At 55.8% G+C, this 22,590-nt stretch carries 21 protein-coding genes, 1 pseudogene and 1 riboswitch; of the genes and pseudogenes, 12 read left to right on the top strand and 10 right to left on the bottom strand.

The window, feature by feature from the left end; translation table 11 throughout:
• The first annotated feature begins 2 nt into the window (after positions 1-2).
• The 4 genes from cyoB to cyoE are packed head-to-tail and all read left to right on the top strand — an operon-like array spanning position 3 to position 3,829.
• Positions 3-1,997: a cytochrome o ubiquinol oxidase subunit I gene (cyoB, locus tag KF947_RS17150; RefSeq protein WP_227404610.1), complete on the top strand. Its 1,995-nt coding sequence runs from the start codon at positions 3-5 to the stop codon at positions 1,995-1,997.
• Complete coding sequence (gene cyoC / locus KF947_RS17155; RefSeq protein ID WP_133731286.1) at positions 1,997-2,617, top strand: cytochrome o ubiquinol oxidase subunit III; 621 nt, start codon at positions 1,997-1,999, stop codon at positions 2,615-2,617. Before cyoB ends, cyoC begins: the two co-directional genes overlap by 1 nt.
• Position 2,618: 1 nt before the next feature.
• Positions 2,619-2,948 (top strand): cytochrome o ubiquinol oxidase subunit IV, encoded by a 330-nt coding sequence (cyoD, locus tag KF947_RS17160; protein WP_133731285.1) that lies wholly within the window; start codon positions 2,619-2,621, stop codon positions 2,946-2,948.
• Positions 2,906-3,829: a heme o synthase gene (gene cyoE, locus KF947_RS17165; RefSeq protein WP_227404611.1), complete on the top strand. Its 924-nt coding sequence runs from the start codon at positions 2,906-2,908 to the stop codon at positions 3,827-3,829. Before cyoD ends, cyoE begins: the two co-directional genes overlap by 43 nt.
• Before the next feature lie 90 nt (positions 3,830-3,919).
• On the opposite strand, the gene pta is transcribed toward cyoE, so the two are convergent.
• Positions 3,920-6,103, bottom strand: a complete 2,184-nt coding sequence (gene pta, locus KF947_RS17170) for a phosphate acetyltransferase (protein ID WP_133731283.1) — start codon at positions 6,101-6,103, stop codon at positions 3,920-3,922.
• Positions 6,100-7,284: an acetate/propionate family kinase gene (locus KF947_RS17175; RefSeq protein ID WP_133731282.1), complete on the bottom strand. Its 1,185-nt coding sequence runs from the start codon at positions 7,282-7,284 to the stop codon at positions 6,100-6,102. The genes pta and KF947_RS17175 overlap by 4 nt, the downstream gene beginning before the upstream one ends.
• A 191-nt stretch (positions 7,285-7,475) precedes the next feature.
• Here KF947_RS17175 and KF947_RS17180 point away from each other — a divergent pair, with 191 nt between their 5' ends.
• The 4 genes from KF947_RS17180 to KF947_RS17195 all read left to right on the top strand — a co-directional run bounded on the left by KF947_RS17180 (position 7,476) and on the right by KF947_RS17195 (position 11,096).
• On the top strand, positions 7,476-8,396 hold the full coding sequence (locus KF947_RS17180) for an EamA family transporter (RefSeq protein WP_133731281.1): 921 nt from the start codon (positions 7,476-7,478) through the stop codon (positions 8,394-8,396).
• Between the two features lie 204 nt (positions 8,397-8,600).
• Positions 8,601-9,662, top strand: coding sequence for an HlyD family secretion protein (locus KF947_RS17185; RefSeq protein WP_133731280.1), 1,062 nt, complete (start codon positions 8,601-8,603; stop codon positions 9,660-9,662).
• A complete protein-coding gene (locus KF947_RS17190) occupies positions 9,652-10,776 on the top strand; it encodes a DUF2955 domain-containing protein (protein WP_133731279.1) in 1,125 nt (374 codons plus the stop codon). Before KF947_RS17185 ends, KF947_RS17190 begins: the two co-directional genes overlap by 11 nt.
• A 134-nt stretch (positions 10,777-10,910) precedes the next feature.
• Complete coding sequence (locus tag KF947_RS17195) at positions 10,911-11,096, top strand: CsbD family protein (RefSeq protein WP_101145912.1); 186 nt, start codon at positions 10,911-10,913, stop codon at positions 11,094-11,096.
• 220 nt (positions 11,097-11,316) lie between these two features.
• Here KF947_RS17195 and KF947_RS17200 read toward each other — a convergent pair whose 3' ends face one another.
• From KF947_RS17200 to tenA, 3 genes are all read right to left on the bottom strand, one after another.
• On the bottom strand, positions 11,317-13,026 hold the full coding sequence (locus tag KF947_RS17200) for a hypothetical protein (protein ID WP_223287813.1): 1,710 nt from the start codon (positions 13,024-13,026) through the stop codon (positions 11,317-11,319).
• A 329-nt stretch (positions 13,027-13,355) separates the two neighbouring features.
• Entirely contained in the window at positions 13,356-15,260 is a 1,905-nt protein-coding gene (gene thiC, locus KF947_RS17205; protein ID WP_133731277.1) for a phosphomethylpyrimidine synthase ThiC, read from the bottom strand.
• Between the two features lie 31 nt (positions 15,261-15,291).
• Complete coding sequence (gene tenA, locus KF947_RS17210; RefSeq protein WP_133731276.1) at positions 15,292-15,975, bottom strand: thiaminase II; 684 nt, start codon at positions 15,973-15,975, stop codon at positions 15,292-15,294.
• A 78-nt stretch (positions 15,976-16,053) separates the two neighbouring features.
• A riboswitch (TPP riboswitch) is annotated at positions 16,054-16,215 on the bottom strand.
• A 298-nt stretch (positions 16,216-16,513) separates the two neighbouring features.
• On the opposite strand from tenA, the gene KF947_RS17215 reads away from it, so the two are divergent.
• Positions 16,514-17,362 (top strand): sulfurtransferase, encoded by an 849-nt coding sequence (locus KF947_RS17215; protein ID WP_227404612.1) that lies wholly within the window; start codon positions 16,514-16,516, stop codon positions 17,360-17,362.
• Between the two features lie 116 nt (positions 17,363-17,478).
• Here KF947_RS17215 and KF947_RS17220 read toward each other — a convergent pair.
• Positions 17,479-17,648: pseudogene (locus KF947_RS17220) on the bottom strand (Txe/YoeB family addiction module toxin); the annotation flags it as partial.
• Positions 17,649-17,883: 235 nt separating this feature from the next.
• Here KF947_RS17220 and KF947_RS17225 point away from each other — a divergent pair.
• Together KF947_RS17225 and KF947_RS17230 are read left to right on the top strand one after the other, a co-directional pair.
• Positions 17,884-18,489 carry a porin family protein gene (locus KF947_RS17225; RefSeq protein WP_133731274.1) on the top strand — a complete coding sequence of 202 codons (606 nt, stop codon included), beginning with the start codon at positions 17,884-17,886 and terminating at the stop codon, positions 18,487-18,489.
• Between the two features lie 245 nt (positions 18,490-18,734).
• On the top strand, positions 18,735-19,073 hold the full coding sequence (locus KF947_RS17230) for a low molecular weight protein tyrosine phosphatase family protein (RefSeq protein ID WP_227404613.1): 339 nt from the start codon (positions 18,735-18,737) through the stop codon (positions 19,071-19,073).
• An 81-nt stretch (positions 19,074-19,154) separates the two neighbouring features.
• Here KF947_RS17230 and KF947_RS17235 read toward each other — a convergent pair whose 3' ends face one another.
• Genes KF947_RS17235 through KF947_RS17250 form a run of 4 tightly spaced genes read right to left on the bottom strand, consistent with a single transcriptional unit; the run spans position 19,155 to position 22,065 of the window.
• Complete coding sequence (locus tag KF947_RS17235) at positions 19,155-19,826, bottom strand: MFS transporter permease (protein ID WP_133731272.1); 672 nt, start codon at positions 19,824-19,826, stop codon at positions 19,155-19,157.
• On the bottom strand, positions 19,823-20,782 hold the full coding sequence (locus KF947_RS17240) for an aldo/keto reductase (protein ID WP_133731271.1): 960 nt from the start codon (positions 20,780-20,782) through the stop codon (positions 19,823-19,825). The genes KF947_RS17235 and KF947_RS17240 overlap by 4 nt, the downstream gene beginning before the upstream one ends.
• The gene (locus tag KF947_RS17245; protein WP_227404614.1) at positions 20,779-21,192 is read right to left on the bottom strand and encodes a hypothetical protein; all 414 of its coding nucleotides are present in this window, start codon (positions 21,190-21,192) and stop codon (positions 20,779-20,781) included. Before KF947_RS17245 ends, KF947_RS17240 begins: the two co-directional genes overlap by 4 nt.
• 51 nt (positions 21,193-21,243) lie before the next feature.
• Positions 21,244-22,065: an aldo/keto reductase gene (locus KF947_RS17250; protein ID WP_227404615.1), complete on the bottom strand. Its 822-nt coding sequence runs from the start codon at positions 22,063-22,065 to the stop codon at positions 21,244-21,246.
• Positions 22,066-22,274: 209 nt separating this feature from the next.
• On the opposite strand from KF947_RS17250, the gene KF947_RS17255 reads away from it, so the two are divergent.
• Positions 22,275-22,562: a hypothetical protein gene (locus KF947_RS17255; protein ID WP_227404616.1), complete on the top strand. Its 288-nt coding sequence runs from the start codon at positions 22,275-22,277 to the stop codon at positions 22,560-22,562.
• The last annotated feature ends 28 nt before the right edge of the window (positions 22,563-22,590 follow it).

Below are 22,590 nucleotides of genomic sequence, written 5' to 3' on the forward strand. Positions count from 1 at the left end.
CCGTGTTTGGAAAACTCAGTTTAGAGTCAATTCCCTATCATGAGCCGATCATCATGGTCGTCGCAGCCTTTATGGCCATTGGCGGGATCGCACTGTTTGGTTTGATAACTTACTACCGTAAATGGGGCTGGCTGTGGAACGAGTGGTTTACCTCCGTTGACCATAAAAAGCTCGGCATTATGTATTTCATTGTTGCCCTGGTCATGCTGCTGCGTGGCTTCTCGGATGCGATAATGATGCGTACCCAGTTGGCTATGGCCGCCGGGGATGCAGCGGGCTATTTGCCCCCTGAACACTACGACCAGATCTTTACCGCCCACGGCGTTATTATGATCTTCTTTGTCGCCATGCCCATGGTCATCGGCCTGATGAACCTGGTGGTGCCGCTGCAAATTGGCGCCCGCGACGTCGCCTTCCCTTTCCTGAATAACTTAAGTTTTTGGCTGTTTGCCGTAGCGGCGATACTGGTCAATATCTCGCTGGTGGTGGGCGAATTCGCCAAAACCGGCTGGCTTGCCTATGCGCCTTTATCGGGGATCGAGTTTAGTCCCGGGGTGGGGGTCGATTACTGGATATGGGCGTTGCAGATATCCGGGATAGGTACGACGCTCACCGGTATCAACTTCTTCGTGACCATTATTAAAATGCGCACCAAGGGCATGACGATGTTCCGCATGCCGATCTTCACCTGGACATCGCTGTGCGCCAACGTGCTGATCATCGCTTCCTTCCCGATTTTAACCGCGACCATCGCACTGCTCACCCTGGATCGCTATTTGGGTATGCACTTCTTTACCAATGATTTTGGCGGCAACATGATGATGTACGTCAATCTCATCTGGGCTTGGGGCCACCCGGAAGTCTATATCCTGATTCTGCCCGCCTTTGGCGTGTTCTCTGAAGTTATTTCGACCTTTGCCCGTAAGCGCCTATTCGGCTACGCCACCATGGTATGGGCGACCATTGCGATCACCTTGCTGTCGTTTATTGTTTGGCTACACCACTTTTTCACCATGGGAGCAGGGGCCAACGTCAACGCCTTCTTCGGCATTATGACGATGATCATCGCCATACCTACCGGGGTGAAAGTCTTCAACTGGCTGTTCACCATGTTCCGCGGCAGCTTAGAACTCACTTCGCCGGTGCTGTGGACGCTGGGCTTTATTATCACCTTTACCCTGGGCGGTATGACCGGCGTTATGCTGGCGGTGCCCGCAGCCAACTTTGTACTGCATAACAGCCTGTTCGTTATTGCCCACTTCCATAACGTCATTATCGGTGGCGTGGTGTTCGGCATGATGGCGGGTCTGACCTTCTGGTTCCCCAAAGCGTTCGGTTTCACGCTGAGCGAAAAGTGGGGCAAGCGTTCGTTCTGGTGCTGGTTTATCGGCTTCTACGTCGCCTTTATGCCGCTTTACGTGCTGGCCTTCTTTGGCGCCGTGCGCCGCATGCAGTCATACGCCAACCCCGAATGGCAGCCGTGGATGATTCTGGCTTGGGTAGGCGCGGTGATCATCATGATGGGTATTGCCTGCACCGTTATTCAGTTCTGGGTCAGCATCCGTGACCGTAAACAAAATGCGGATGTCACTGGCGATCCCTGGGATGGTCGCACTTTGGAGTGGTCAACCTCCTCCCCTGCGCCGTTCTACAACTTTGCGCGTTTGCCGGAAGTGGGCGATATCGACAGCTTCTGGTCGCAGAAACAGCGCGGCGAAGAGCAGCTTGAAGAAGCCCCTTACACCGATATTCACATGCCGCGTAACACGGTGGCAGGTCCGGTGATTAGCCTGTTCGCACTCGTGATTGGTTTCGCGCTGGTATGGCATATCTGGTGGTTAGCGGGTGTAGGTGCCGTAGGTGTATTTGTGAGCTTTATGGCACGGGTATTTAACGACGATATCGATTACTACGTTCCCGCCGCAGAAGTTGAGCGCATCGAACGTGAGCATCAACTCAAATGTGAACAAAAACTAGGCGTGGAGGCGCAAGCGTAATGTCGACTGATACGCTAAATCATAGCTCACACCACCCGGTAGAGCACGAGGAAGAGCATCACGATGCCACGGGCACGAAATTGTTCGGGTTCTGGGTCTACTTAATGAGCGATTTGGTGATCTTCGGATCGCTCTTCGCCACCTACGCCGTGTTGATGAAGGGCACGGCAGCAGGCCCCTCAGCGGCGGAAATTTTCGAGCTGCCGTTTGTACTGGTCGAAACGTTTCTGCTGTTGTTCAGTAGTTTTACTTTCGGCATGGGTGTGCTGGCGATGAACGCCGAACGCCTTGGTCAGGTAAAAGCGTGGCTCGCCGTGACTTTCCTACTGGGAGCGGGGTTCGTGGGCATGGAGATCTACGAATTTCAGCATCTGATTCATGAAGGCTATGGGCCGGATAAAAGTGCATTTTTGTCGTCGTTCTTCACTCTGGTGGGCACCCACGGGCTACACGTGACCTTTGGTTTGATCTGGATTTTGGTGATGCTGGTACAGCTGTACACCAAAGGGTTGAACGATATGACCCGGCCGAGGATTTTGTGCCTAAGTCTGTTCTGGCACTTCCTGGATATTGTCTGGATCTGTGTCTTCTCATTCGTCTATCTGATGGGAGTGCTGTGAGATGAGTCATTCTTCGTCTAGTTCACCCAATGCCCATGGCAGCGTTAAGTCGTATGTGACAGGACTGGTATTGTCGCTGATACTGACCATCATCCCCTTTGCGGTAGTGATGAGTGGCGCACTCAGCACACTGGCTACCGTCATCGTGGTCGTGGTGACCGCTGTGCTGCAGATATTGGTACAGCTGGTTATGTTCATGCATATGAATACCAAAGCCGACGAGGGCTGGAATCTGATGTCCTTCGTCTTCACACTGACGATTCTCGTCTTAGTGGTAGGAGGCTCGCTGTGGATCATGCAGCATCTGCATCTCAACATGATGATCGGCTGATTTCAGCACCTAGCCGCTGGCGGGATCTGCTTGAGCTGACCAAACCGGGCATTATCGGGGGCAACCTGATTGCTACTCTAGGCGGCTATTCCCTGGCCGCCCAGGGGCAGTTCGAGTGGCTCAGCTTTGTCGCGGTCATGGTGGGGATTGCATTAATCATTGCGTCGGGCTGTGCGTGTAACAACGTCATTGACCGCGATATTGATGCATTGATGGCGCGTACGCGCCATCGCCCCCTGGTCAGGGGCAGCATTTCCATCACCCAAGCGCTGGGCGTTTCGGCGCTGCTGGGTGTGTCGGGGGTGGTGTGTCTGGCGCTGGGCACCAACGGGCTAACCGTTGCCTTGGCAGTCATTGGCTGGGGCGTGTATGTGGGGCTTTATAGCCTCTATATGAAGCGCCGCTCAGAGTATGGCACCTTGGTGGGCAGCCTTTCCGGCGCGATGCCGCCGGTGGTGGGCTACTGCGCCGTGACGGGGCAGTTCGACAGCGGTGCCATTATGCTGCTGGTTATTTTCTGCCTGTGGCAGATGCCGCACTCCTACGCCATTGCTATTTTCCGCTACGCCGATTACCGCCGCGCCTCGATTCCGGTGCTGCCGGTGGTGCGCGGGGTCAAAATGGCGAAACACCATATCCTCGGCTATATCGTGGCGTTTATACCTGCTTCGCTGGCGCTAGGGCTGGCCAGCCAGGCGGGCGCGGGGTATCTGTGCGTGGCGCTGACTATGGGCGGTTACTGGCTCTACTTGGCACTGCGCGGCTACCGTTTAGACGACGATGTGCGCTGGGCCAAAAAGGTGTTTGGCGTCTCTATCCTTACCATCACCGCGATGAGTTTAGTCATGGTGTTGGAATCGATGGTGCCGATGTGGGTCTAGCCCTCTCATACCTTTAAGTTGTTAATAAAAACGCCCCAAGCAGTTGTCTGCTTGGGGCGTTTTTATTGGCTAAGGAAAAGTTTCTGTAACTCAGCTTTCCCGCTGGCTGGCCTGAATGGCGGTGAGGGCAATGGTATAAACGATATCGTCGACCAATGCGCCGCGGGAAAGGTCGTTCACCGGCTTGTTCAACCCTTGCAGCATGGGGCCAACGCTTACTACGCGGGCGCTACGCTGCACCGCTTTGTAGGTGGTATTGCCGGTGTTGAGGTCGGGGAACACAAACACGGTGGCTTTACCTGCCACCGGCGAGTCGGGGGCTTTCTGCTTGCCCACGCTCTCGATGGCGGCGGCGTCGTACTGTAGCGGGCCGTCGATGGCCAAGTGCGGCGCGCGTTCTTTAGCAATGCGGGTGGCTTCGCGGACTTTATCTACATCCGCACCGGTGCCGGAGTCACCGGTGGAGTAGCTGATCATGGCGACGCGTGGCTCAATACCGAAGGCTTCAGCGGAGCGGGCGCTTTGCAGGGCGATTTCCGCCAGGGTTTCAGCGTCCGGGTCGGGATTAACCGCGCAGTCGCCGTAGACCACCACCTGCTCGGGCAGCAGCATAAAGAAGATCGACGAGACTTGGTTATACTCCGGCGCGGTTTTAATCAACTGAAAGGCGGGCCGCACGGTGTTGGCGGTGGTGTGTACGGCGCCGGAAACCAGCCCGTCGACTTCATCCAGCTGCAGCATCATGGTGCCGAGCACTACGTTGTCTTGCAGCTGCGCTTCGGCGGTTAGCTCGTTGAGCTTGCCACGACGACGCTCGACCATCGGGCCAATATAGCGCGCGCGGCTGCTTTCGGGATCGATGATCGTCAGCGCTTTGGGCAGCGTGAGTCCGCGGTTACGCGCTACGTTTTCGATATCGTCACGCTTACCCAGCAGCACACAGTCGGCAATGCCGCGGCGCTGGCAGATAATGGCCGCTTCTACAGTACGTGGCTCATCACCCTCTGGTAGCACCACGCGCTTTTTAGCCAATTGAGCGAGTTTAACCAACTGATGGCGAAACGCTGAAGGCGAAAGGCGGCGGGTATAACCGCTGCTCAGGTGGGCTTTCAACCACTCAAGATCTATATGGGCGGCGACGTAACGAGCCACCTGTTCGGCGCGCTCGAAATCGTCCATAGGGATTTCGCTGCTTAACTGGCTGAGGTTCTGTGCCGTGGTCAGGCTGTCGGTCTCTACCGCCAATACCGGTAGGCCCGTTTTGAGCGCGGGGCGGCACATTTCAATCATGCTGTCGTTAGGCATAAAGCCGTTGGTCAGCAGTACGCCCGCTAGCTGAATACCGTTCATGGTCGCTAGCGCTGAGGCCAGTACCACATCGTCGCGGTCACCTGAGGCGACTACCAAGCTGCCAGGGGTGAAAATATGCAGGGCGTTGGCAGCACTGCGTGCGCAGAGGCTGGTGGAGAGCACCCGGCGGCTGGCTGCCTCGCCTTCGTTCAGCAGCTTGGCGTTAAGCGCTCGGGCCACATCCAGGGTGCGCAAGGCGCTAAGGGTTTTGCTGTAAGGCACCACGCCAATCAGATGGAATTTATCGGTTGCCAGGGCAGGGGAGTACTGGCGTAGCTCAGTGAGTACCGACTCTTCCAGCTGCGGTTTGAAGGTGCCCGGCGCGGCAGAAAGATCGTCTTCCTGAGCGTAAGGCAGGTTCTTCATGCGCATCAAAATGCCGCCCAGGGTGCGGCTGGAGCTAACTCCGCCAAAGCTGCGTGCGTGCATATCAAGCTGTTCGGCCAGTGCCTGGGGCTCGTTTAAGTCACCAGATCCGACAAGAATAATCCGCGCATTCAGCGCGTTGGCGAGTTGGGCATTGGTTTGAGTCGCATAGGTGGTGTGCTGGGTGGGCACCACGCCCTCTACCACGACAAGGTCTAAGGTGCTGCCATCGCGGTGGGCCTGCTGGACAACCTGCTCATAGAGCTCAACGGCGTTTTCCATTAGCTCATCGGTTTGGTCGTCGCGCAGCAAGCGCTCCAGCCGCGCCTGGGAAATCGGCGACGGCGGGCGTTGGTTTAGGGCCCGGGAGACCAACGCGGTGGAACGATCCAAACCTGGGCCGTTCAGCTCGTTCTGCATAAACGGCTTTAAAAATCCGGCTTTCAGGCCGATGGTATCCAGCGCTTGAATTAAACCCAGACAGGCGGAGGTAAGCCCGACGCCCTGGCTGGTAGGCACTAACAGAATCGCTTGTGGCTGATCGGGGTGGGGAGTCATACACGTGTCTCTAAGCAGTGACGGGTTTCCAGGGCTATGCGACCCTCTTCATCGGTAGGGATCACCCACACCTGGGGGCCTTCATGACCAGCGCTATCCAGCTTGCCCTCTTTGCCGCGAATAGTCGTTTCGTTAGCATCTTTATCCAACGCAAAGCCGAAGTGGGGCATAAGTGACAGCACATGAAGGCGCACAATAGGCGAGTTCTCGCCGATGCCACCGGTAAAAATAACCCCGTCTAATTGGGGTAGTGCGCAGGAGAGTGCCGCTAACGATTTGGCGATACGGTAACAGAACACCTCCATGGCTAACTGTGCGGTGGCGTGCCCTTGTTCAGCCGCCTCCTCAATTTCGCGCATGTCGTTGGTTAAGCCTGAAAGGCCCAGTAGGCCGCTCTCTTTATTGAGCACGTTGTCGATTTTGTCTAACGACCAGCCCAGTTGGCGGTGTAGATGGGCGTGCAGGCCGGGGTCGACGTCGCCACTGCGGGTGCCCATCACCAAGCCTTCCAGTGGGGTAAGGCCCATGCTGGTATCCTGGCTTTGATTGTTCCAAACCGCGCTGGTGGAGCAACCATTGCCCAAGTGGGCGGTCAGCCAGCCGCCTGCGCCACGGCTACTCAGTTCGCCCGCCCGCTGGCTAACGTAAGCGTGGCTGGTGCCATGAAAGCCGTAGCGGCGAATGCCATGCTCAACGTAGAGGCTTTCTGGCAGGGCGTAACGGTAGGCACGCGGCGGCATGGTTTGGTGGAAAGCGGTATCGAACACGGCCACTTGGGGCAGTTCAGGAAAGACGTTTTGGGTCGCAGCAATGCCGGCCAAATTCGCGGGGTTATGCAGGGGGGCAAGCGCTGCGGTAGTTTGGATAGCGGCGATGACGCTGTCGTCAATGAGTGCAGCCTGGGTGAAATGCTCGCCTCCATGCACGATGCGATGGCCCACTGCCACGGGTAATCGGCCCTCCATACGCTCAAGTATGGCATTCAGTGCTTGGGTATGGTCAGCACCAGGAAGTGGCTGAGTAAAACGTTCACCGGTACTGTTTTTGCCCTTTAAGCCAGCCTCATCGCTACCCAGGCGCTCAGCTATGCCTTCAAGACGTGGTGCCTGAGGGTCTGAGTCAATCAACGCGTATTTAATAGAGGAGGAACCGCAGTTAATTACCAGCACCGGTGCATTCATAAAAACCTTTTCGCTAGGAGGTTAGTGAGCAAAGAGATAGACTTTAGTTTAACATGCTGCGCTGCGGAAAAGCAGCGCCTGGAATTCGTTAGCCTACTATGTAACTGCGAGGCATGCTGAGCTATCGATGGCTACACGCCCGATCTTCGCCTTACTCTTTCTTAACTCCCTTAATGAGCCGTTCTGTTCTTATGTCAGCGTCCCCTTTGCCTAAACTACTGCCGCGCCATTTGGCCATTCTGTTAATGATGACCGTGGCCACTATGTTCGCCGCCAATCATGTCTCGGCGCGGCTTGCGTTTGATAATGGCACCGGGCTGTTACTGGCGGTATTAACCCGCTCGGGGGTGGCCTGCCTGATTTTAGTGGCATTAGTCATCGTACAGAGAAAGCGACTGTGGCTGCCCGCAGGCTCTTGGCCGTGGCAACTCGCCGTGGGGCTGTTGATCGCGATCCAGAGCGTTAGTCTCTACTCGGCGGTGGCCAGACTGCCGGTGGTGATCGCACTGCTATTGGTCAATACCTTTCCTATTCAGCTGGCGCTGCTCAGTTGGGCGTTGGGCGGCCCGCGTCCTACTCTGCGTAGCTGTCTGATTATGGGCACGATTTTAATCGGCTTACTGGTGGTGCTGGATATTCCCTCATGGATTGCCAGCGCCGATGGCATGGGGCCGGGGTGGATAGCAGGCATTGGTTTTGGATTAATGGCGGCCTTCGTATTTGCCTGCGCGCTGTGGGTTACCGAGCACCGCCTTGCAGGAGTGGGCAGCACCCTGCGCAGCCTGTTGACCATGCAGACCGTGTTTATTGTCATGATCATTGGCGGCATCGCCGGTGTGGTGCCAGGGGGTATGAGCCTGCCGGATAACAGTACCGGCTGGCTAGGGCTGACGCTGCTTGGTCTGCTGTATGGCTCGGCGTTTTCGACGCTGTTTATTTTTGTGCCGCGACTCGATATGGCACGCAACGCACCGGTGATGAATATCGAGCCGGTTGCCTCCCTGGTGCTGGGTTACTTTGTGTTGGGGCAAATGCTTAGCCCCGGCCAGTTGGTAGGTGGGGCAGTCGTGGTTGGCGGCATTGTCGTGCTGAGTTTATCCAAGGGGCGGTAAATATCACCGTGAGATTTATTCGATATAAAGCCCTGTAGCTAAAAATTGGCTATGGGGTTTTTATTTTCATCATTACAACACCTATATTGTTAGCGCGCTAATTAATTGTTAGACTAAAGTCCCCTATGCGATTCCCTACACGATACGTGCCCGTTGAGAGGCGCTGGCCAGGTAGTTGCCTGGTGGCTAACAAGTGAGCTCTGCATGACCCCTGATCAAACATTTGCCCGCTGGGTGAAGGTAGCCCTTGCTGCCTTTGTACTGCTTTTTATCTATTTTCTGTTAGCCGATAGCTTTATGCCCATGACGCCGGAGGCGAGGGTGATGCGGCCGGTAACGCGTATAGCGCCCGAACTCAGCGGCCCAGTGAGTGAGGTGCTGGTGAGTGATCATCAACATGTGGCCAAAGGTGACGTGCTGTTTCAGATAGACCCGGCGCCGTTTCGCTTAGCCGTTGAGCAGGCGGAGCTTAACCGCGAACAGGCCGGGCGAGAGAATGCCCAGCTGGAAGCAGAGCTAACCTCTGCACAAGCGGAGCTGGCGTCTGCTGAGGCGACGGCTGCCGAGCGGCGGGGTGAACTGCAGCGTGCTGAAACTCTTGTGGCGCAGCAGAGCGTATCGCGCCAACAGTACGAACAGCAGGTGGCCGCTGAGCGCACCGCTCAGGCTAGCGTAGCAGCAGCCAGGGCTAAAATCGTCAGCCTGGAAGTGCAGTTGGGCGATGCTGGCGAGACAAATCTGCGTTTGCGTCAAGCAGGCAATGCGCTCTCCCAGGCGCAGCTGGATCTTGCCCGTACTCAGGTGCGCGCCGCGCAAGCCGGTCGTGTTGCCAATCTGCAGCTAGAGGTGGGTGACTACGTTCAGGCGGGGCAGCCAGCAGTAGCGATAGTGACCGATGGGATGGATATTATTGCCGATTTTCGTGAAAAGAGCCTTCGCCATGCGGCCCCTGGTGATTCAGCGCAGGTAGTGTTTGATGCCTGGCCGGGACAAGTATTTGATGCGCAAGTAATCAACATGGATGCCGGTGTTCGCGAAGGCCAGCTGGCCGCCGATGGTCAACTGGCCGATATTCCCACCACCGACCGTTGGGTGCGCGATGCCCAGCGTATGCGCGTACACCTAGCGTTAACTCAGCCAATCGAGAATTTGTTACCCAGCGGCGCCCGCGCCACGGTGCAGCTTCAGCCTGGCGATGCTGCTTTGGCCAAGCCTTTTGCATGGTTACAGGCGCATCTCATCAGCTGGCTGCACTATGTTTATTAACAGCCCGTATATTAAGCGCATGTTGTTGACCCCGTTTAAAGGTTGGTGGGGGAGGCGCGGTGAGGCTAATGTCAAGGGAACTGCTCGCCCGGCGTTAACCCAAAACGGCCTGCGTCAGTGCCTGCGGGTAGCTGGCGGCGGCACGTTGGGGTTTGTGGTCAGCCAACTGATGGGCTGGAACTACGGGGTGTTTTTTACCGTTTTTCCAATGTTCTTGCTGGGCATGGTGCCGATTCTTAATGGCCATATTATTCGCCAGTTTTTAGCCAACGTATCGCTTAACGTGCTTGAAGTCAGCCTGGTGGTGGGGCTGCTTAAACATATGCCGCCAGTGATGACCCTGGTGGTGATGGGCATGTTTCTGTTTCGCTTTAACCTGATGGCGAAAGGCCCCCTGTTTCTGTTTGGCGCAAACGGCGTGCTGACGCTCAGCATCCTGCTCCACTTTGCCAGCTACCCCAATGTAGACTTGAGCGATTTACTGGCCTGTAATCTCGTCGCCAGTGGTTTGGCGGTGTTTATTGCCATGCTGATGCATACGCTGTTTCCTGACGTGGAAGCCCGCAAACCGCCGCCCAGAGCCACCAAAACATCCTCGCAAATTCGTCATGAAACCTTAATCGGTGGATTAACCGCCACGCTCTCGTTTGTGGTGTTTCAGGTGTTCGACTTGCAGGGGTCGCTCTCGGCGCAGATGGCTACCATCCTGGTGCTATTTACGCTGGGATACTCTGGCGCGAAAGTATCAGCCGGTAAGCGAGCTATAGGAACGCTGCTGGGGTGTAATTTGGCACTACTAATGCAGCTACTCCTGTATACCCAGAGTCACCATTTTTTGCTGGTGGTGATGCTCTACTGGCTGGGGCTAATACTCTTCGCTCGGGAGCATATTCATGAAGGGGGCGGATCAGGGATTGGCTTTGGTGGGCTTACCACCTTGGGAATTCTGTTCGGCCAGTCGCTAGGCCCGCAGCAGGATCTGGTTTACAGCGCGCTCTATCGCTTCTCTTCCATGAGTGTGGCACTGATCCTTACGCTGCTGGCTATGGCTTGCCTGCACTTCGTCTTGAACCGCTGGGCACCAACGCGTTTACCCGCGATCAACCCCAAATAAACCCGCCATAAATTAAGTAGCGCAACTTTTTTAATAAAGGCTACTCTGATGAATGTGTCGATGTGTGATCAGCAGTGCCATTCGCACCTTTCACATACGGCGTTTTCCCTACTAACGGATTAGAGGTGTTCGTCATGACAACTGGTAAAGATGATAAAGCTAAAGGAACGGCCAACAAAGCAGCAGGTAAAGTGAAAGAAGCCGCGGGCAAGGCAACCGGTAGCACCAAAACTGAAGCCAAAGGTAAGGCCCAGCAGGCGAAAGGCGAACTGCAAAAAGGCAAAGGCGACGCCAAGGAGAGCCAGAAAAAACAGCGCTAATCATGTAACACAGATACCAACAGGGGGCTTCGGCCCCCTGTTGGCGTTTGAATGGCTTTGAACTGTTGTTTTGCTCTGTATGTATGGCTTGCTATTAGCTTTATTGAGGGTTTGTTAATGCCAGCTTCTGCCTTTTGCAGATAGTGTCTAATGCGATGCTATGAGCGAAAACCCCACTACCAGAGGTAGCGGGGTTTTCAAATGACAGAACAGCTAGGTATCAGTTTAATTCCAGCGAGAAACTCATTTCGATGCCTGCGTCATCCACTCTGAACCAGTACTCCATGTTCTTGTAGACGTCGCCATATTGCTTGAGCATTTCAATATCGAACTCTGACGCATCATTTGCTGGCATCTGCTCCATCACTTTAACCATTGATTGATAAAACTCGCCTGTCATGTGGCCATGAAGCAGCAGGTCACGCTCTGAAGCAGGAGCTTCCAGCTCTTTCTGTAGTACCGACGAATCGCTGATGCCTGCACTCAGTGCAATAGCCGTGTCCGACATGGCGACGTAGAGCTCCGGTGTGTCTGGTGGCAGCATCGTACTCTCGACTTGCTTGGCTTCTCCGCCGGGTTCCAGTCCAAGCGCCCCTAACTCAGGCGCGAAGGAACTTGCTGTAGATAGCAGTGTTAGCGGGTTTTGTGAGGCGAGTGTGAGGATGCCGGTCGCAAAGGGTTCGCCGTTTTTCATTGTCAGGCTGTTAATACGCGCGTTGAAGCCAGACAGCGATGGGCCCATCATCATCATGATCGGATTATTGATCGCTAGGTTAGCCTCGTTCCAGGCGCTGTTTAGTTCCTGCAGCTCATCACAGCTGAAGGGGTTTTCGCGCACTTGCTGAGCATATTTCTGTACGGTCTGAACTAGTACCGGCAGGTTCAGGCCCAAACCAATGCTGGCCATGCCCTCTGTATTGCCAAGACCTGGAACCTGAGTGATCAGGGCACGGAGGTCGCTGACAATCTCCTCATCGGTCTCCAGAATGAGATTCATTTCCATATTTTCGAGATCGTTCTCGCGCGTCCCCATAACAACGCCGGGGAAACGGCTGGTAATACGGTCGATGTCTGCCTGGCAGCTGGACAGATCCAATTGCTCAGTATCAGTCGCTTCCAGCATTGCCTGAGTCCCTGTATGAGTGGGGTTACTCAACTCATTAAGCAGACGTGCAAACGAGAGCTGGCCAGCACCGTAAGGGGTGAAGCCATGGCGCTGTTCAAGTTCTGCCAGCGAGCCGGTATCTCCGATGCTACTTTCGGGCAGCGTGTTACCCAGCACCTGCGTGAGCAGCTCGTCGCTGGCATCCTGTGGCACCATCGATAGCACTAGTTGTTGATCTTCGATAGCGAGGATCGCCTTGACCGGAGCCTCAGGCGTCAACACCCAGTAGTTGGTGCCGTTGGTGGAGGCCTCGTTTGGAGTGATATCGGCCTTGGTCAGGATACGCTGCAGCGTTTCGCGAAAAGCATCTTCATCGTGCAACTGTATGCGCATAACAGGCAAAATACCTAGCCCGTAAATAGCGATTTGGGGGCTTATTTTCAGGCCCAGTGCATGGACATCATCCAGAGTTTCAACATCGAGTAGTTCTTCACCCGTTGCGATTAACAACGTCATCATCGAGCGAAGGGCTTCATCATCGACATCGGCCAGCGAGGCGCGCAATTCATCTAGATCAGACTCAAGGTTAGCTATGGGCTGCGTGCGCTGATAAAGATCAAAGACATCTTGTTCCGGAAATGAGTCGCGCGAGGCCATAAAGTAAGGAGAGTCAGCCGGAATATATTTCAGTATGGGGGCTGCGTTATTTTTCGGCGCTTCCTCCTGTGTGGCTGCTGACGTTGATTCGTTATCATCACTGCAGCCGGTTAACAGGCCTGCGCTGAGCAGAGCCGCGGTTACCGCCAAGGAAAGTTTGGTTTTCATCTGGAATCAGTTCTTTGAATGGTGTTGGTTTTAAATAGAACGCTATGAACAGAGCGCGACGTAAATGATAATCATACACGAGCAATGTATAATTAATCTACTTGAGCGATAAATACTTTTAGAGAAAATTCAGTAAATGGTTATTTGTACTTAGAAGCCTGATCGCGCCAACAGTTGAGGTCGCTGAACGGGAGCTCTATAAGGAATTGCAAAGCCAGAGAAACATGCAGTGTCTGATCCGTTGCAAGTAGATATGTAAAGTGGCCCTTGAGTTTTGCTAAGACTCAAGAGCCACATATAGTCACGACACTGTTCAGTAAGTCGCTATTTTAAACTTCCTGATATAGCTCACTGCCTTTGTTGCGGAACTTCTCTGCCTGCTCTTCCATGCCTTTCATCACCGCTTCCTGATCACCGTTGAGGCCGTGCTCATTGGCGTAGTCACGCACCTCCTGGCTGATCTTCATGGAGCAGAACTTTGGCCCGCACATGGAGCAGAAGTGGGCCACCTTGGCGGAGTCTTTGGGCAGGGTTTCGTCGTGGTATTCCCGGGCGGTATCCGGGTCTAGCCCCAAGTTGAACTGGTCTTCCCAACGGAACTCGAACCGCGCCTTGGAAAGGGCATTGTCGCGCCGCTGTGCGGCAGGGTGGCCTTTGGCCAAGTCCGCCGCGTGGGCAGCAATCTTGTAGGTGATGATGCCGGTTTTGACATCGTCTTTATTGGGCAGGCCCAGATGTTCCTTGGGCGTGACGTAGCAGAGCATGGCGCAGCCAAACCAGCCAATCATTGCTGCGCCAATGCCTGAGGTAATGTGGTCGTAGCCGGGGGCGATATCCGTCACCAGCGGGCCGAGGGTGTAGAAGGGCGCCTCGTCGCAGTACTCCAACTGTTTATCCATGTTCTCTTTCACCAGGTGCATGGGCACGTGGCCGGGGCCTTCGATCATTACCTGCACGTCGTGCTTCCAGGCGATATGGGTCAGCTCGCCGAGGGTTTTCAGCTCCGCCATTTGCGCTTCGTCGTTGGCATCCGCCACCGAGCCAGGGCGCAGGCCATCGCCGAGGGAGAACGCCACGTCGTACTGCTTGCAGATCTCGCAGATCTCCTCGAAGTGGGTATACAGGAAGCTCTCCTGGTGATGGTACAAACACCACTTGGCCATGATCGAGCCGCCGCGGCTAACAATACCGGTGACCCGCTTGGCGGTGAGCGGCACATAGCGCAGCAGTACGCCCGCGTGAATGGTGAAGTAGTCCACGCCCTGTTCGGCCTGCTCGATCAGCGTATCGCGGAAGACTTCCCAGGTGAGGTCTTCGGCCACGCCTTTAACCTTTTCCAGCGCCTGATAAATAGGCACCGTACCAATGGGCACCGGCGAGTTGCGCAGAATCCACTCGCGGGTTTCGTGGATGTTCTGCCCAGTGGAGAGATCCATAATGGTGTCCGCGCCCCAGCGGATGCCCCAGGTCATCTTATCCACCTCTTCTTCAATTGAAGACGTCACCGCGGAATTGCCCAGGTTGCCGTTAATCTTGACCAGAAAGTTACGGCCAATAATCATCGGCTCGCTTTCCGGGTGGTTGATGTTATTGGGAATAATCGCCCGTCCGCGGGCCACTTCATGGCGCACGAACTCTGGCGTAATTTCTTCCGGTAGGCTGGCGCCAAAGCTCTGGCCGGGGTGCTGGTGGCCCAGAATACGCTCTACTTCTGCCGTACCTAACGCCTGGCGACGTTGGTTTTCGCGGATGGCAATAAACTCCATTTCCGGGGTGATAATGCCTTGGCGGGCGTAGTGCAGCTGAGTCACGTTTTTACCCGCTTTCGCGCGACGTGGGGTGCGGGTTAAATCAAAGCGCAGTTGGGCAAGGGTGGGGTCATTGGCGCGGCGGTTGCCGTAATCTGACGTGGGCCCGGTTAGGAATTCGGTGTCGTCGCGCTCTTCAATCCAGGCCCGGCGTAGGGCGGGTAAGCCTTTGCGTAAATCGTTGATAGCCTCTGGGTCGGTGTAGGGGCCAGAAGTGTCATACACCAGCAGTGGCGGGTTCTCTTCATCAATGCCGGTGGTTTTGGTAGGTGAAAGCGAAATTTCCCGGAACGGCACGCGAATATCGGGTCGTGAGCCTTCCACGTAAACCTTGCGCGAGCCGGGCAGTGGCGCAATGGCGGCGGCATCGACCTGGGCGGTTTCGGCTAAAAAGTGACTGGTTCTATTGTTGACGGACTTAGTCATTACGGTCTCCATAGTTTGTTGTTGTGCTGTATTAAGCTGTCAGGTCTTGGTCTATCAGCGCTAAGCCCATCTGCCAGAAATCGATTTCCAGGCGGGTGGCATCGCGGAAGATCTTGCTGAGTTCGGCGAAGCGGGCGGGGGGGACATCGGCTAAGCGGGTATTGAGCCATTCAAGCTCTGCCTGCATGGCGGCCTGAAACTCCTCGCCTTCGTACATGGCAATCCAGGCGTCAAAAGGGTTTTGGCTACCGCGTAGGGTAGAGGGCTGGGCGTTCAACCAGTTGGCGATTTCGCCATAGCCCACTAGGCAGGGGGCCAACGCTACGTGCAGATCGAGCAGATCGCCGCGGTTGCCGGTATCCAATACATAGCGGGTGTAGGCCAGGGTGGCCCTGGCTTCGGGGAGCGCTTCCAGCTCCTGCTCGGAAATCCCCCACTCTTGGCAAAAGCCCACGTGCAGGCCCAACTCCACATCCACAATGGCTTTTAAGCCTTCATGGGCCTGGCGAAGGTCGGCAAGGGTGGGGCTTTTATAGGCAGCCAGCGCGTAGGCGCGAGCGAAGTGAATCAAAAACAGGTAGTCCTGTTTTAAATAGTGGCGAAACGACGCCTCAGGCAGCGTGGCAGTGCCCAATTGGCGCACAAAATCGTGCTCAATATAGGCGCGCCAATCTTCATGAGAGGCGGTGGTGAGATCAGTAAAGCGGTAGCCCATGACTTCTCCGGTGGTAATGATCCGGAGGGTGGGCGAAAAAGATCGAGGAAATGGCGTGAAAGGTGGCGTGAAATGAAGCCGTGGCCATCGCTTGATCCCTACGCCGGTACCCGCGCTGCGACTTGTGTAAGTAGCAGTGCATTAGCCGGATCAGGTTCAGCGGGACCAGCGCTTGGCAGCATTAATTGCTACGCCCTGCGCCATCTCAGCCGGATATCACCGGCACCCCGTCAAGCTGTTCGTGGGTGGAGTGTAGGAGGCGGGTGGGGGAGATGCAAGGGGGGACTGCCGAATTAGGCTTTGCTTGGTTGTGAAAGAGTGGAGTAGAGTCAAGCTAGAGTTGATAGAACTTCAATGGAAGAGCCGCCACCACTGGAGAAAAAGGCGATATGAACACGGCTCCCGATCCGCTCGACACGCCCGGCGCTCTGCCGTTCGTCGATCAGCATGCTGTGGATTATGTGGGCAGCGTCAACTTGCTGGTGGCGCCTGTCCGCGATCGTGTACTGTTACCTCTCGACCTAGACCGGAGAACGCCATGTCTTCCCCCCTTGTGACCACCGACTGGCTGCAGGACAACCTGGATAACGAACATTTGGTACTGATCGACGCTAGCATCGCCAATGTCGTTGGCAAGGAGCCGATCGTTTATGACCGTCCGATGTTGATCCCGGGAAGTTTCCGGATCGACCTGGAAGGAACGCTTTGCGATACCGGAGCTTCTCAAATTCACGCCTTCCCGACGGAAGAGCAGTTCACTGCGGAGATCCGTAGATTGGGCATCGAGCCCGAGAGCCTGGTGGTGTTGTACGACGATCAGGGGATCTACTCGGCACCACGCGCCTGGTGGATTCTGCGGGCTATGGGCCTCAAACAGGTGTTTGTTCTGGATGGCGGCCTGCCGCTGTGGTTGGCCGAAGGGCGGGAGGTCGATTCTGCTTCGGTGGCAGATGCGGCCAAGCATGGCAGCGTGGTTGGCAAACTCGACCACACTCTGGTTCGAGATGCTGCCTATGTTTTCCAGCATCTGGAGGACGAGCGAGTAACTGTCATCGATGCGCGATCACAGGCACGTTTCCTGGCGCAAGCGCCAGAACCCAGACCTGGTGTGCGCGGTGGCCACATCCCCAACTCCCTTAACCTACCGTTTACAGAGGTGCTGGAGGGCTATCGGTTCAAGCCAGCCAGCCAGCTGGCGTCAACGTTTGCCCGCCTCGCTCCCTCCCTTCAGCCCAGCAACGGGCACCAACTGGTGTTTTCCTGTGGTTCTGGCATCACCGCCTGCATCATCCTACTGGCGGCCGAGCTGGCCGGGTATACTCAGCTGTCGCTGTACGATGGTTCTTGGGCCGAATGGGGCAGCAGTGAATCGTTGCCTGTGGCGTAGCGGACATGATCCCACTATGACAGGAATGGGCAGTTCCTAACAATCACAGGCACGGTACGTCTACTCCATAGGGGCTTCGTCTCCATGGCGCAGCCGCAGGTGCTGTCTGCGTTAAATCAGTAGTGGTACCTAAGTTGAGCAATAAGCAAAGCTTCATCCGTGACTTGTAAACCATTCGGGGTTCTTCGTTGATTCGCCGAGACGAGTAACCGGCGAGGCTGTGTTTGAGAGGCGCTGGTTTGCCGACCCCTTCAAACGGCTCTCGCTGGGTCTCTTTGATGAACTTTTTTCAGCTCTGAGTCGATTATCGAAGCGCCTCTACTTTCCCGGTAGAGGCGCTTTTGTAACAAAAACTTACCTATCGCAATCGAATCCTCCTTGTTATCGAACAGTGTTTTTCCTATATTTGATACGTGTGAATCAAACGACTGTCACATTATGTGAACCAAGGCAGGATCGCCTTTCAATACCATGACGATTCATAGAATCTTTCATAGCAAGTCGTCACAAGGAGAAGACACGTGAAACTCAGAACCCTACTTACCGCCTCGTTTGCCTCTACCGCGCTGCTCGCCGCGGCACCGTCGGCATTCGCCGCACCCAATGCTGATGGACTCTATCTGGGCATCGGTACCGGTTTCAGCTCGCTGGAGAATGACGACGACGAAGTCGACAATTTCATCTCCGATGGCGCTGAAGATTTTGATCTGGATGATGACGAAGACAACGTCTTCAAAGGTTTCGTCGGCTACGAAATCAATCCTTATTTCGCTACCGAAATCTTCTATGCCGATCTGGGTCGTACGCGCCTAGAGGGTAACAGCGGCGCCAATACCGATTTGGAATCCAACGCCTACGGGGCGAGCTTGGTCGGTCAATTGCCCGTCACCTCCTGGTTTACCGCTTTCGCCAAGGCCGGTGTGGCCAAGTGGGAAACCGACGTCGACGGTAACCTTGGCGGTGCTAGCGTTGATCTTGAAGATCAGGACGGCACTGACCCGGTCTACGGTGTCGGCGCGCAGTTCAACTTCGACCCCTTCCTGGTTCGTGCTGAATACGAGCGCTACGACTTTGACAGCGACTACAGGATCGACACCTTTACCGCGTCAGCCGGTATCCGCTTCTAACCGTCAATCTGTTTTGCCATGTACGATATCAGCGCCGGGGCTTGCCCCGGCGCTGTCGTTTTATCTCACGCAACTCTCCCATACTTCCAGGCGGTACGCTGTCAGCGCGTTAAGGCGCTGGGCTAGCTTCGGCTCATAATCATGATCGGCCGCGTTACGATGCAACTTGCACTGATCGTGCTGTTATGGATGCCAACGTCTCTGGCAAATTGTCGCTGGAACATACAGTAAACAAGGGAGCATCTATGAACCTTCTATTCATATGCAGCGAAAACAGGCTGCGCAGTCCGACGGCGGAAAGTGTCTTTGCCGCTTATCCCGGCATCAAGGCAATCGGCGCTGGTACAGGGGTACATGCTCAAACGCCCGTTTCCCGGGGTTTGATTGAGTGGGCGGATATCGTCCTGGTGATGGAAAAGCACCACCAGGATGAGGTCGCCAGGACGTACAAGGACGTGTTGAAGGAGAAGCTGCTGGTCTGCCTGGATATTCCTGATCACTATGAGTTCATGGAGCCGGAACTCATCAACTTGCTCAAGGAAAGGGTGCCAGAGTATGTACGATTATCGACGGTTGAAAAGTAGCCAAGTTAACTACAGTGACAACGATCCAGACCCATAGGGTAGTCCTCGTGCCTCAGTGTCGAAAGTACTGGTGCTGAGTCGCTATCGCTTGGACGCAATGCTCTTCCAAACAAGCCCAACCAGCGCAATCACCAGTACGGCGAACAGCACAGCGGCACCCGTCGACTCTAGAACCTGCAACGTCAGTCCAGACACGACCAGCCAGAGCGCTGGAATAATGACGGCGATCCAGAGGGCGAAGCCCCGCAACATAATAAGCATCAGGCCCAGCGTGGTCACCGCCGTGGGGTCGGCATGAATGCCGAACACTTCTGCCTGGTACCAGGAGCCGCCGCTCAGGGGCGCCATCAGCGGCATGATGATCAGGCCGAAGAGGGTGATGGCGGTGCCCATAACGACGGGTAGGCTGGTGCGGCTCGAAGTTTTATCCATTCCCCAGCCCGTTAACGCCATCACTACCAACAGAACGGTCTGGACGATGAAAGCGTATCCAACATAGCCCCCCGCCCAGTTAAGTTCTGCATAGCGCTGAATGAAAAACGCGACGGCGACGAAGGCCCAGAGTGGGGCGGGTAGCAGGCGGGCGAGTCGCGTGCGGTATCTCAGCGCCAGAAAAAGGGTGGTGGCGCCCATTGCAAAGGTCAGCAGGTGCAGCGGCCAGAAGGTTTCGCCCATTCGCTCCAGTAAGCGAAAGTAAACCTCCGCTGTGAAGGGAATAAAGTCCTGTAGCTGGTAGCTTGTCCACGCGTTCATAGCGACTCGATATAGGCGGCCATCCGTTGCCGGGCATTGGCCGAAGGCATTGGGTCGTGGCCAGCGCGCATATTCTCGCGCAGGTGCTCTACCTGGGTGGTGGCGGGTATCGCGCAAGTTACGGCTGGGTGGCTGACGATAAATTTCAGCAGAAAGTCCGCCCAGGTTGTGCAGCCACATTCCTCGTTGGCCCACTCGGGCAATGGCGCGTCACGCCGTTTGAGGTTCTGGATCAGGCTGCCGCCATCGTAAGGGCGGTTGGCGATCACGCCGATGCCCCGTTCTTCTGCCAGGGGCAGTAGCCGGTTTTCAGCCTCGCGGTGGGTGATGTTGTAGGTCAGCTGAACGAAGTCGATATCCTCTGACGTCATGATCTGCTCGATCTCGCGGTGGCGGCGACTGTGGGAGGTAGTGATACCGACATGGCGGATGATGCCTTCGGCTTTCATCTCCTGCAGCGCTGCTAAGTGCTCCCGCCAGTCGGTCAGATTATGCACCTGTACCAGGTCGAAGTGTTCCACCTTCCAGCGCTCTTTCAGCTCGGCCACCTGTTCACCGGCAGAACCACCGGCGGGGCTCCAGACTTTCTCTGCGGAAAACAGACTTTCGGGCGTGCCGAGCTGTTGCAGGGCATAGCCCATCACATCCGGCGCCGAGCCATACATGGGCGAAGAGTCTATGAGGCCGCCGCCATACTCGAAGAATGCCTTAACCACCTCGGTACGCGCATCGAGCAGCTCAGGGTCGCTGCCAACGTTGAATGTGCGCCAGGTGCCCATGCCAATCACGGGCAGCGTTTTGTCCGTGCCCGCAAAAGTCTTGTGGCGCATCCCTCCCGTGTTGGCAAAAAGCGATGCGGTGGGGAGCGCCATGGCGGCGAGCGTGGCGCCGATGAGCGTAAGGCTTTGTCTGCGCGTGATGCCATGCTTGATGCGATGCCTGATGTGATAGTTCATAGCGGTCGCTCCTTCAGGTTTTGTTGAATCGGCACCGTGGCAGCCAACACCAGCACAAAGCAGGTCAGTACAAATACCTTATTCACAAACCAGTTGGTGCGCCAGATCGACCACTCAGGGTCGGCGAGAAAACGGGCGAAAAGCGTGCCGATGATGAGGATTTCAATGACGGACATGCCCACCGCCAAGGCACGCGTATAGCGAGGCCGTTCGAGCAGCGCCCAGCCTAGCCAGACGTGCGCTAATGGCCATAGATCCCAATAGATATAGCGTGCCCAGGGCTCGCCGTATGCCAGCGCGTAACCAACGGGAAACAGGTATTTGATGAACAGCGTCCACGCGGCAAGGATAAACAGCAGGTGGGCGAGGAAGCGGCTCCAGCCATTGGGTTTTGGGGCGGGCAGTGACATGACAGCGCTCCTGTCCTAGTCCGTTAATCCTGATCCGTTAATGGCGCGTCCTCACACCATCTGCAAAGGCTGCTTGCGCGTTGGCGGGGGATAGGCGGCGTCGATTTGTGCCAGATCATCGCCGTCGAGTCTGACGTTATCTGCCCCGGCGTTCTGTTTGAGGTGATCCAGATTCACGGCCTTAGGAATTGCTATCACGCCGGGGTGGCGCAGTGCCCAGGCGAGGGCGACTTGCGCGGTGGTGGCGCGGTGTTTGTCGGCTATGTGTTGGAGTGTGGCATCATGCAGTAGCGCGCCGCCTTGGCTGATGGGGCAATAGGCCATGAGCGGCATGTTGTGTTGTGCTTGCCAGGGCAGCAGGTCGTATTCAATGCCCCGTGCTTCGGGGTTGTAGAGCACTTGATTGGTGGCGCAAGCTGGCGCGTCGAGCTCTGCCAAGTCGTTACTGTCGAAGTTCGACACGCCCCAGCGCAGGATCTTGCCCTGCTCGCGCAGCCGCTCAAACGCTTCCACTGTTTCGCTCAGCGGGTACTGGCCGCGCCAGTGCAGCAGGTACAGGTCGATAGTGTCTGTGCCCAACCGGCGCAGGCTGCGCTCGCAGGCGGCTTGAACACCCTTGGTGCTGGCGTTGTGGGGGTAGACCTTGCTGACCAGATACACCTCATCGCGCCGACCGCGGATGGCTTGGCCAACGACCTCTTCTGCGCCGCCTTCCGCATACATCTCGGCGGTATCGATCAGCGTCATACCCAGATCCAGGCCTTCACGCAGCGCCTTGACCTCAGCCTGCCGCTGCCCGGCATTCTCGCCCATATGCCAGGTGCCCTGGCCTATACGGGGTATGCTTTTTCCACCTAGCTCAATCATCTGCATACCGCTGTCTCCTCCTGTATTGACTGCTGTGATACTGGCTCTGACTTCCCCTCGCCATTGCAGTTCATGGATCAAAACCAGCACCTTACGCAAACCTGCTATCGCTATTGATAGAGCGTTGTGCAGCTTGAGGAAGTGCTGTTTGTTACCCTACTTCTCGGCGGTTTTGTCACCGGAGATAAGCGTCGTTAAATGCGTATTGGAGTCCCATGTTTAGGATCGAACTCACAGCATTAGTTACTGGTTTAGCAAGTATTGTAATTGCTTTGCTCATCCCATTTGCCTGGAGCTTGTTTCCCGAAATAATGCGCGCCTACTTTCTCGGTGGCGAGCCAGGGGCGATAGTTGTTGGATTAGGTGTTTTAGTTGGGATGGTAGGAAGTATGCTGTTTGTTATAAACCTGTTTCGCAGGCAGTTTACGCTGTGGTGGGTTAGGTTGTTAGCAGTGTTGGTTCTCTACCTGGGTTTAGCCACAGTTGGTGCAATCGGAATTTAACAAACGTAAGCAGCAGACATCTATCCGC

The sequence above is a fragment of the Halomonas sp. FeN2 genome, assembly GCF_020595105.1.
GTDB classification, from domain to species: Bacteria; Pseudomonadota; Gammaproteobacteria; order Pseudomonadales; family Halomonadaceae; genus Vreelandella; species Vreelandella neptunia.

Coding starts and splice junctions, on each gene's coding strand:
- cyoC (WP_133731286.1), top strand. CDS start 1,997: ATGTCGACTGATACGCTAAATCATAGCTCACACCACCCGGTAGAGCAC.
- cyoD (WP_133731285.1), top strand. CDS start 2,619: ATGAGTCATTCTTCGTCTAGTTCACCCAATGCCCATGGCAGCGTTAAG.
- pta (WP_133731283.1), bottom strand. CDS start 6,103: ATGACTCCCCACCCCGATCAGCCACAAGCGATTCTGTTAGTGCCTACC.
- KF947_RS17175 (WP_133731282.1), bottom strand. CDS start 7,284: ATGAATGCACCGGTGCTGGTAATTAACTGCGGTTCCTCCTCTATTAAA.
- KF947_RS17180 (WP_133731281.1), top strand. CDS start 7,476: ATGTCAGCGTCCCCTTTGCCTAAACTACTGCCGCGCCATTTGGCCATT.
- KF947_RS17185 (WP_133731280.1), top strand. CDS start 8,601: ATGACCCCTGATCAAACATTTGCCCGCTGGGTGAAGGTAGCCCTTGCT.
- KF947_RS17190 (WP_133731279.1), top strand. CDS start 9,652: ATGTTTATTAACAGCCCGTATATTAAGCGCATGTTGTTGACCCCGTTT.
- KF947_RS17195 (WP_101145912.1), top strand. CDS start 10,911: ATGACAACTGGTAAAGATGATAAAGCTAAAGGAACGGCCAACAAAGCA.
- KF947_RS17200 (WP_223287813.1), bottom strand. CDS start 13,026: ATGAAAACCAAACTTTCCTTGGCGGTAACCGCGGCTCTGCTCAGCGCA.
- thiC (WP_133731277.1), bottom strand. CDS start 15,260: ATGACTAAGTCCGTCAACAATAGAACCAGTCACTTTTTAGCCGAAACC.
- tenA (WP_133731276.1), bottom strand. CDS start 15,975: ATGGGCTACCGCTTTACTGATCTCACCACCGCCTCTCATGAAGATTGG.
- KF947_RS17215 (WP_227404612.1), top strand. CDS start 16,514: ATGTCTTCCCCCCTTGTGACCACCGACTGGCTGCAGGACAACCTGGAT.
- KF947_RS17230 (WP_227404613.1), top strand. CDS start 18,735: ATGAACCTTCTATTCATATGCAGCGAAAACAGGCTGCGCAGTCCGACG.
- KF947_RS17235 (WP_133731272.1), bottom strand. CDS start 19,826: ATGAACGCGTGGACAAGCTACCAGCTACAGGACTTTATTCCCTTCACA.
- KF947_RS17240 (WP_133731271.1), bottom strand. CDS start 20,782: ATGAACTATCACATCAGGCATCGCATCAAGCATGGCATCACGCGCAGA.
- KF947_RS17245 (WP_227404614.1), bottom strand. CDS start 21,192: ATGTCACTGCCCGCCCCAAAACCCAATGGCTGGAGCCGCTTCCTCGCC.
- KF947_RS17250 (WP_227404615.1), bottom strand. CDS start 22,065: ATGCAGATGATTGAGCTAGGTGGAAAAAGCATACCCCGTATAGGCCAG.
- KF947_RS17255 (WP_227404616.1), top strand. CDS start 22,275: ATGTTTAGGATCGAACTCACAGCATTAGTTACTGGTTTAGCAAGTATT.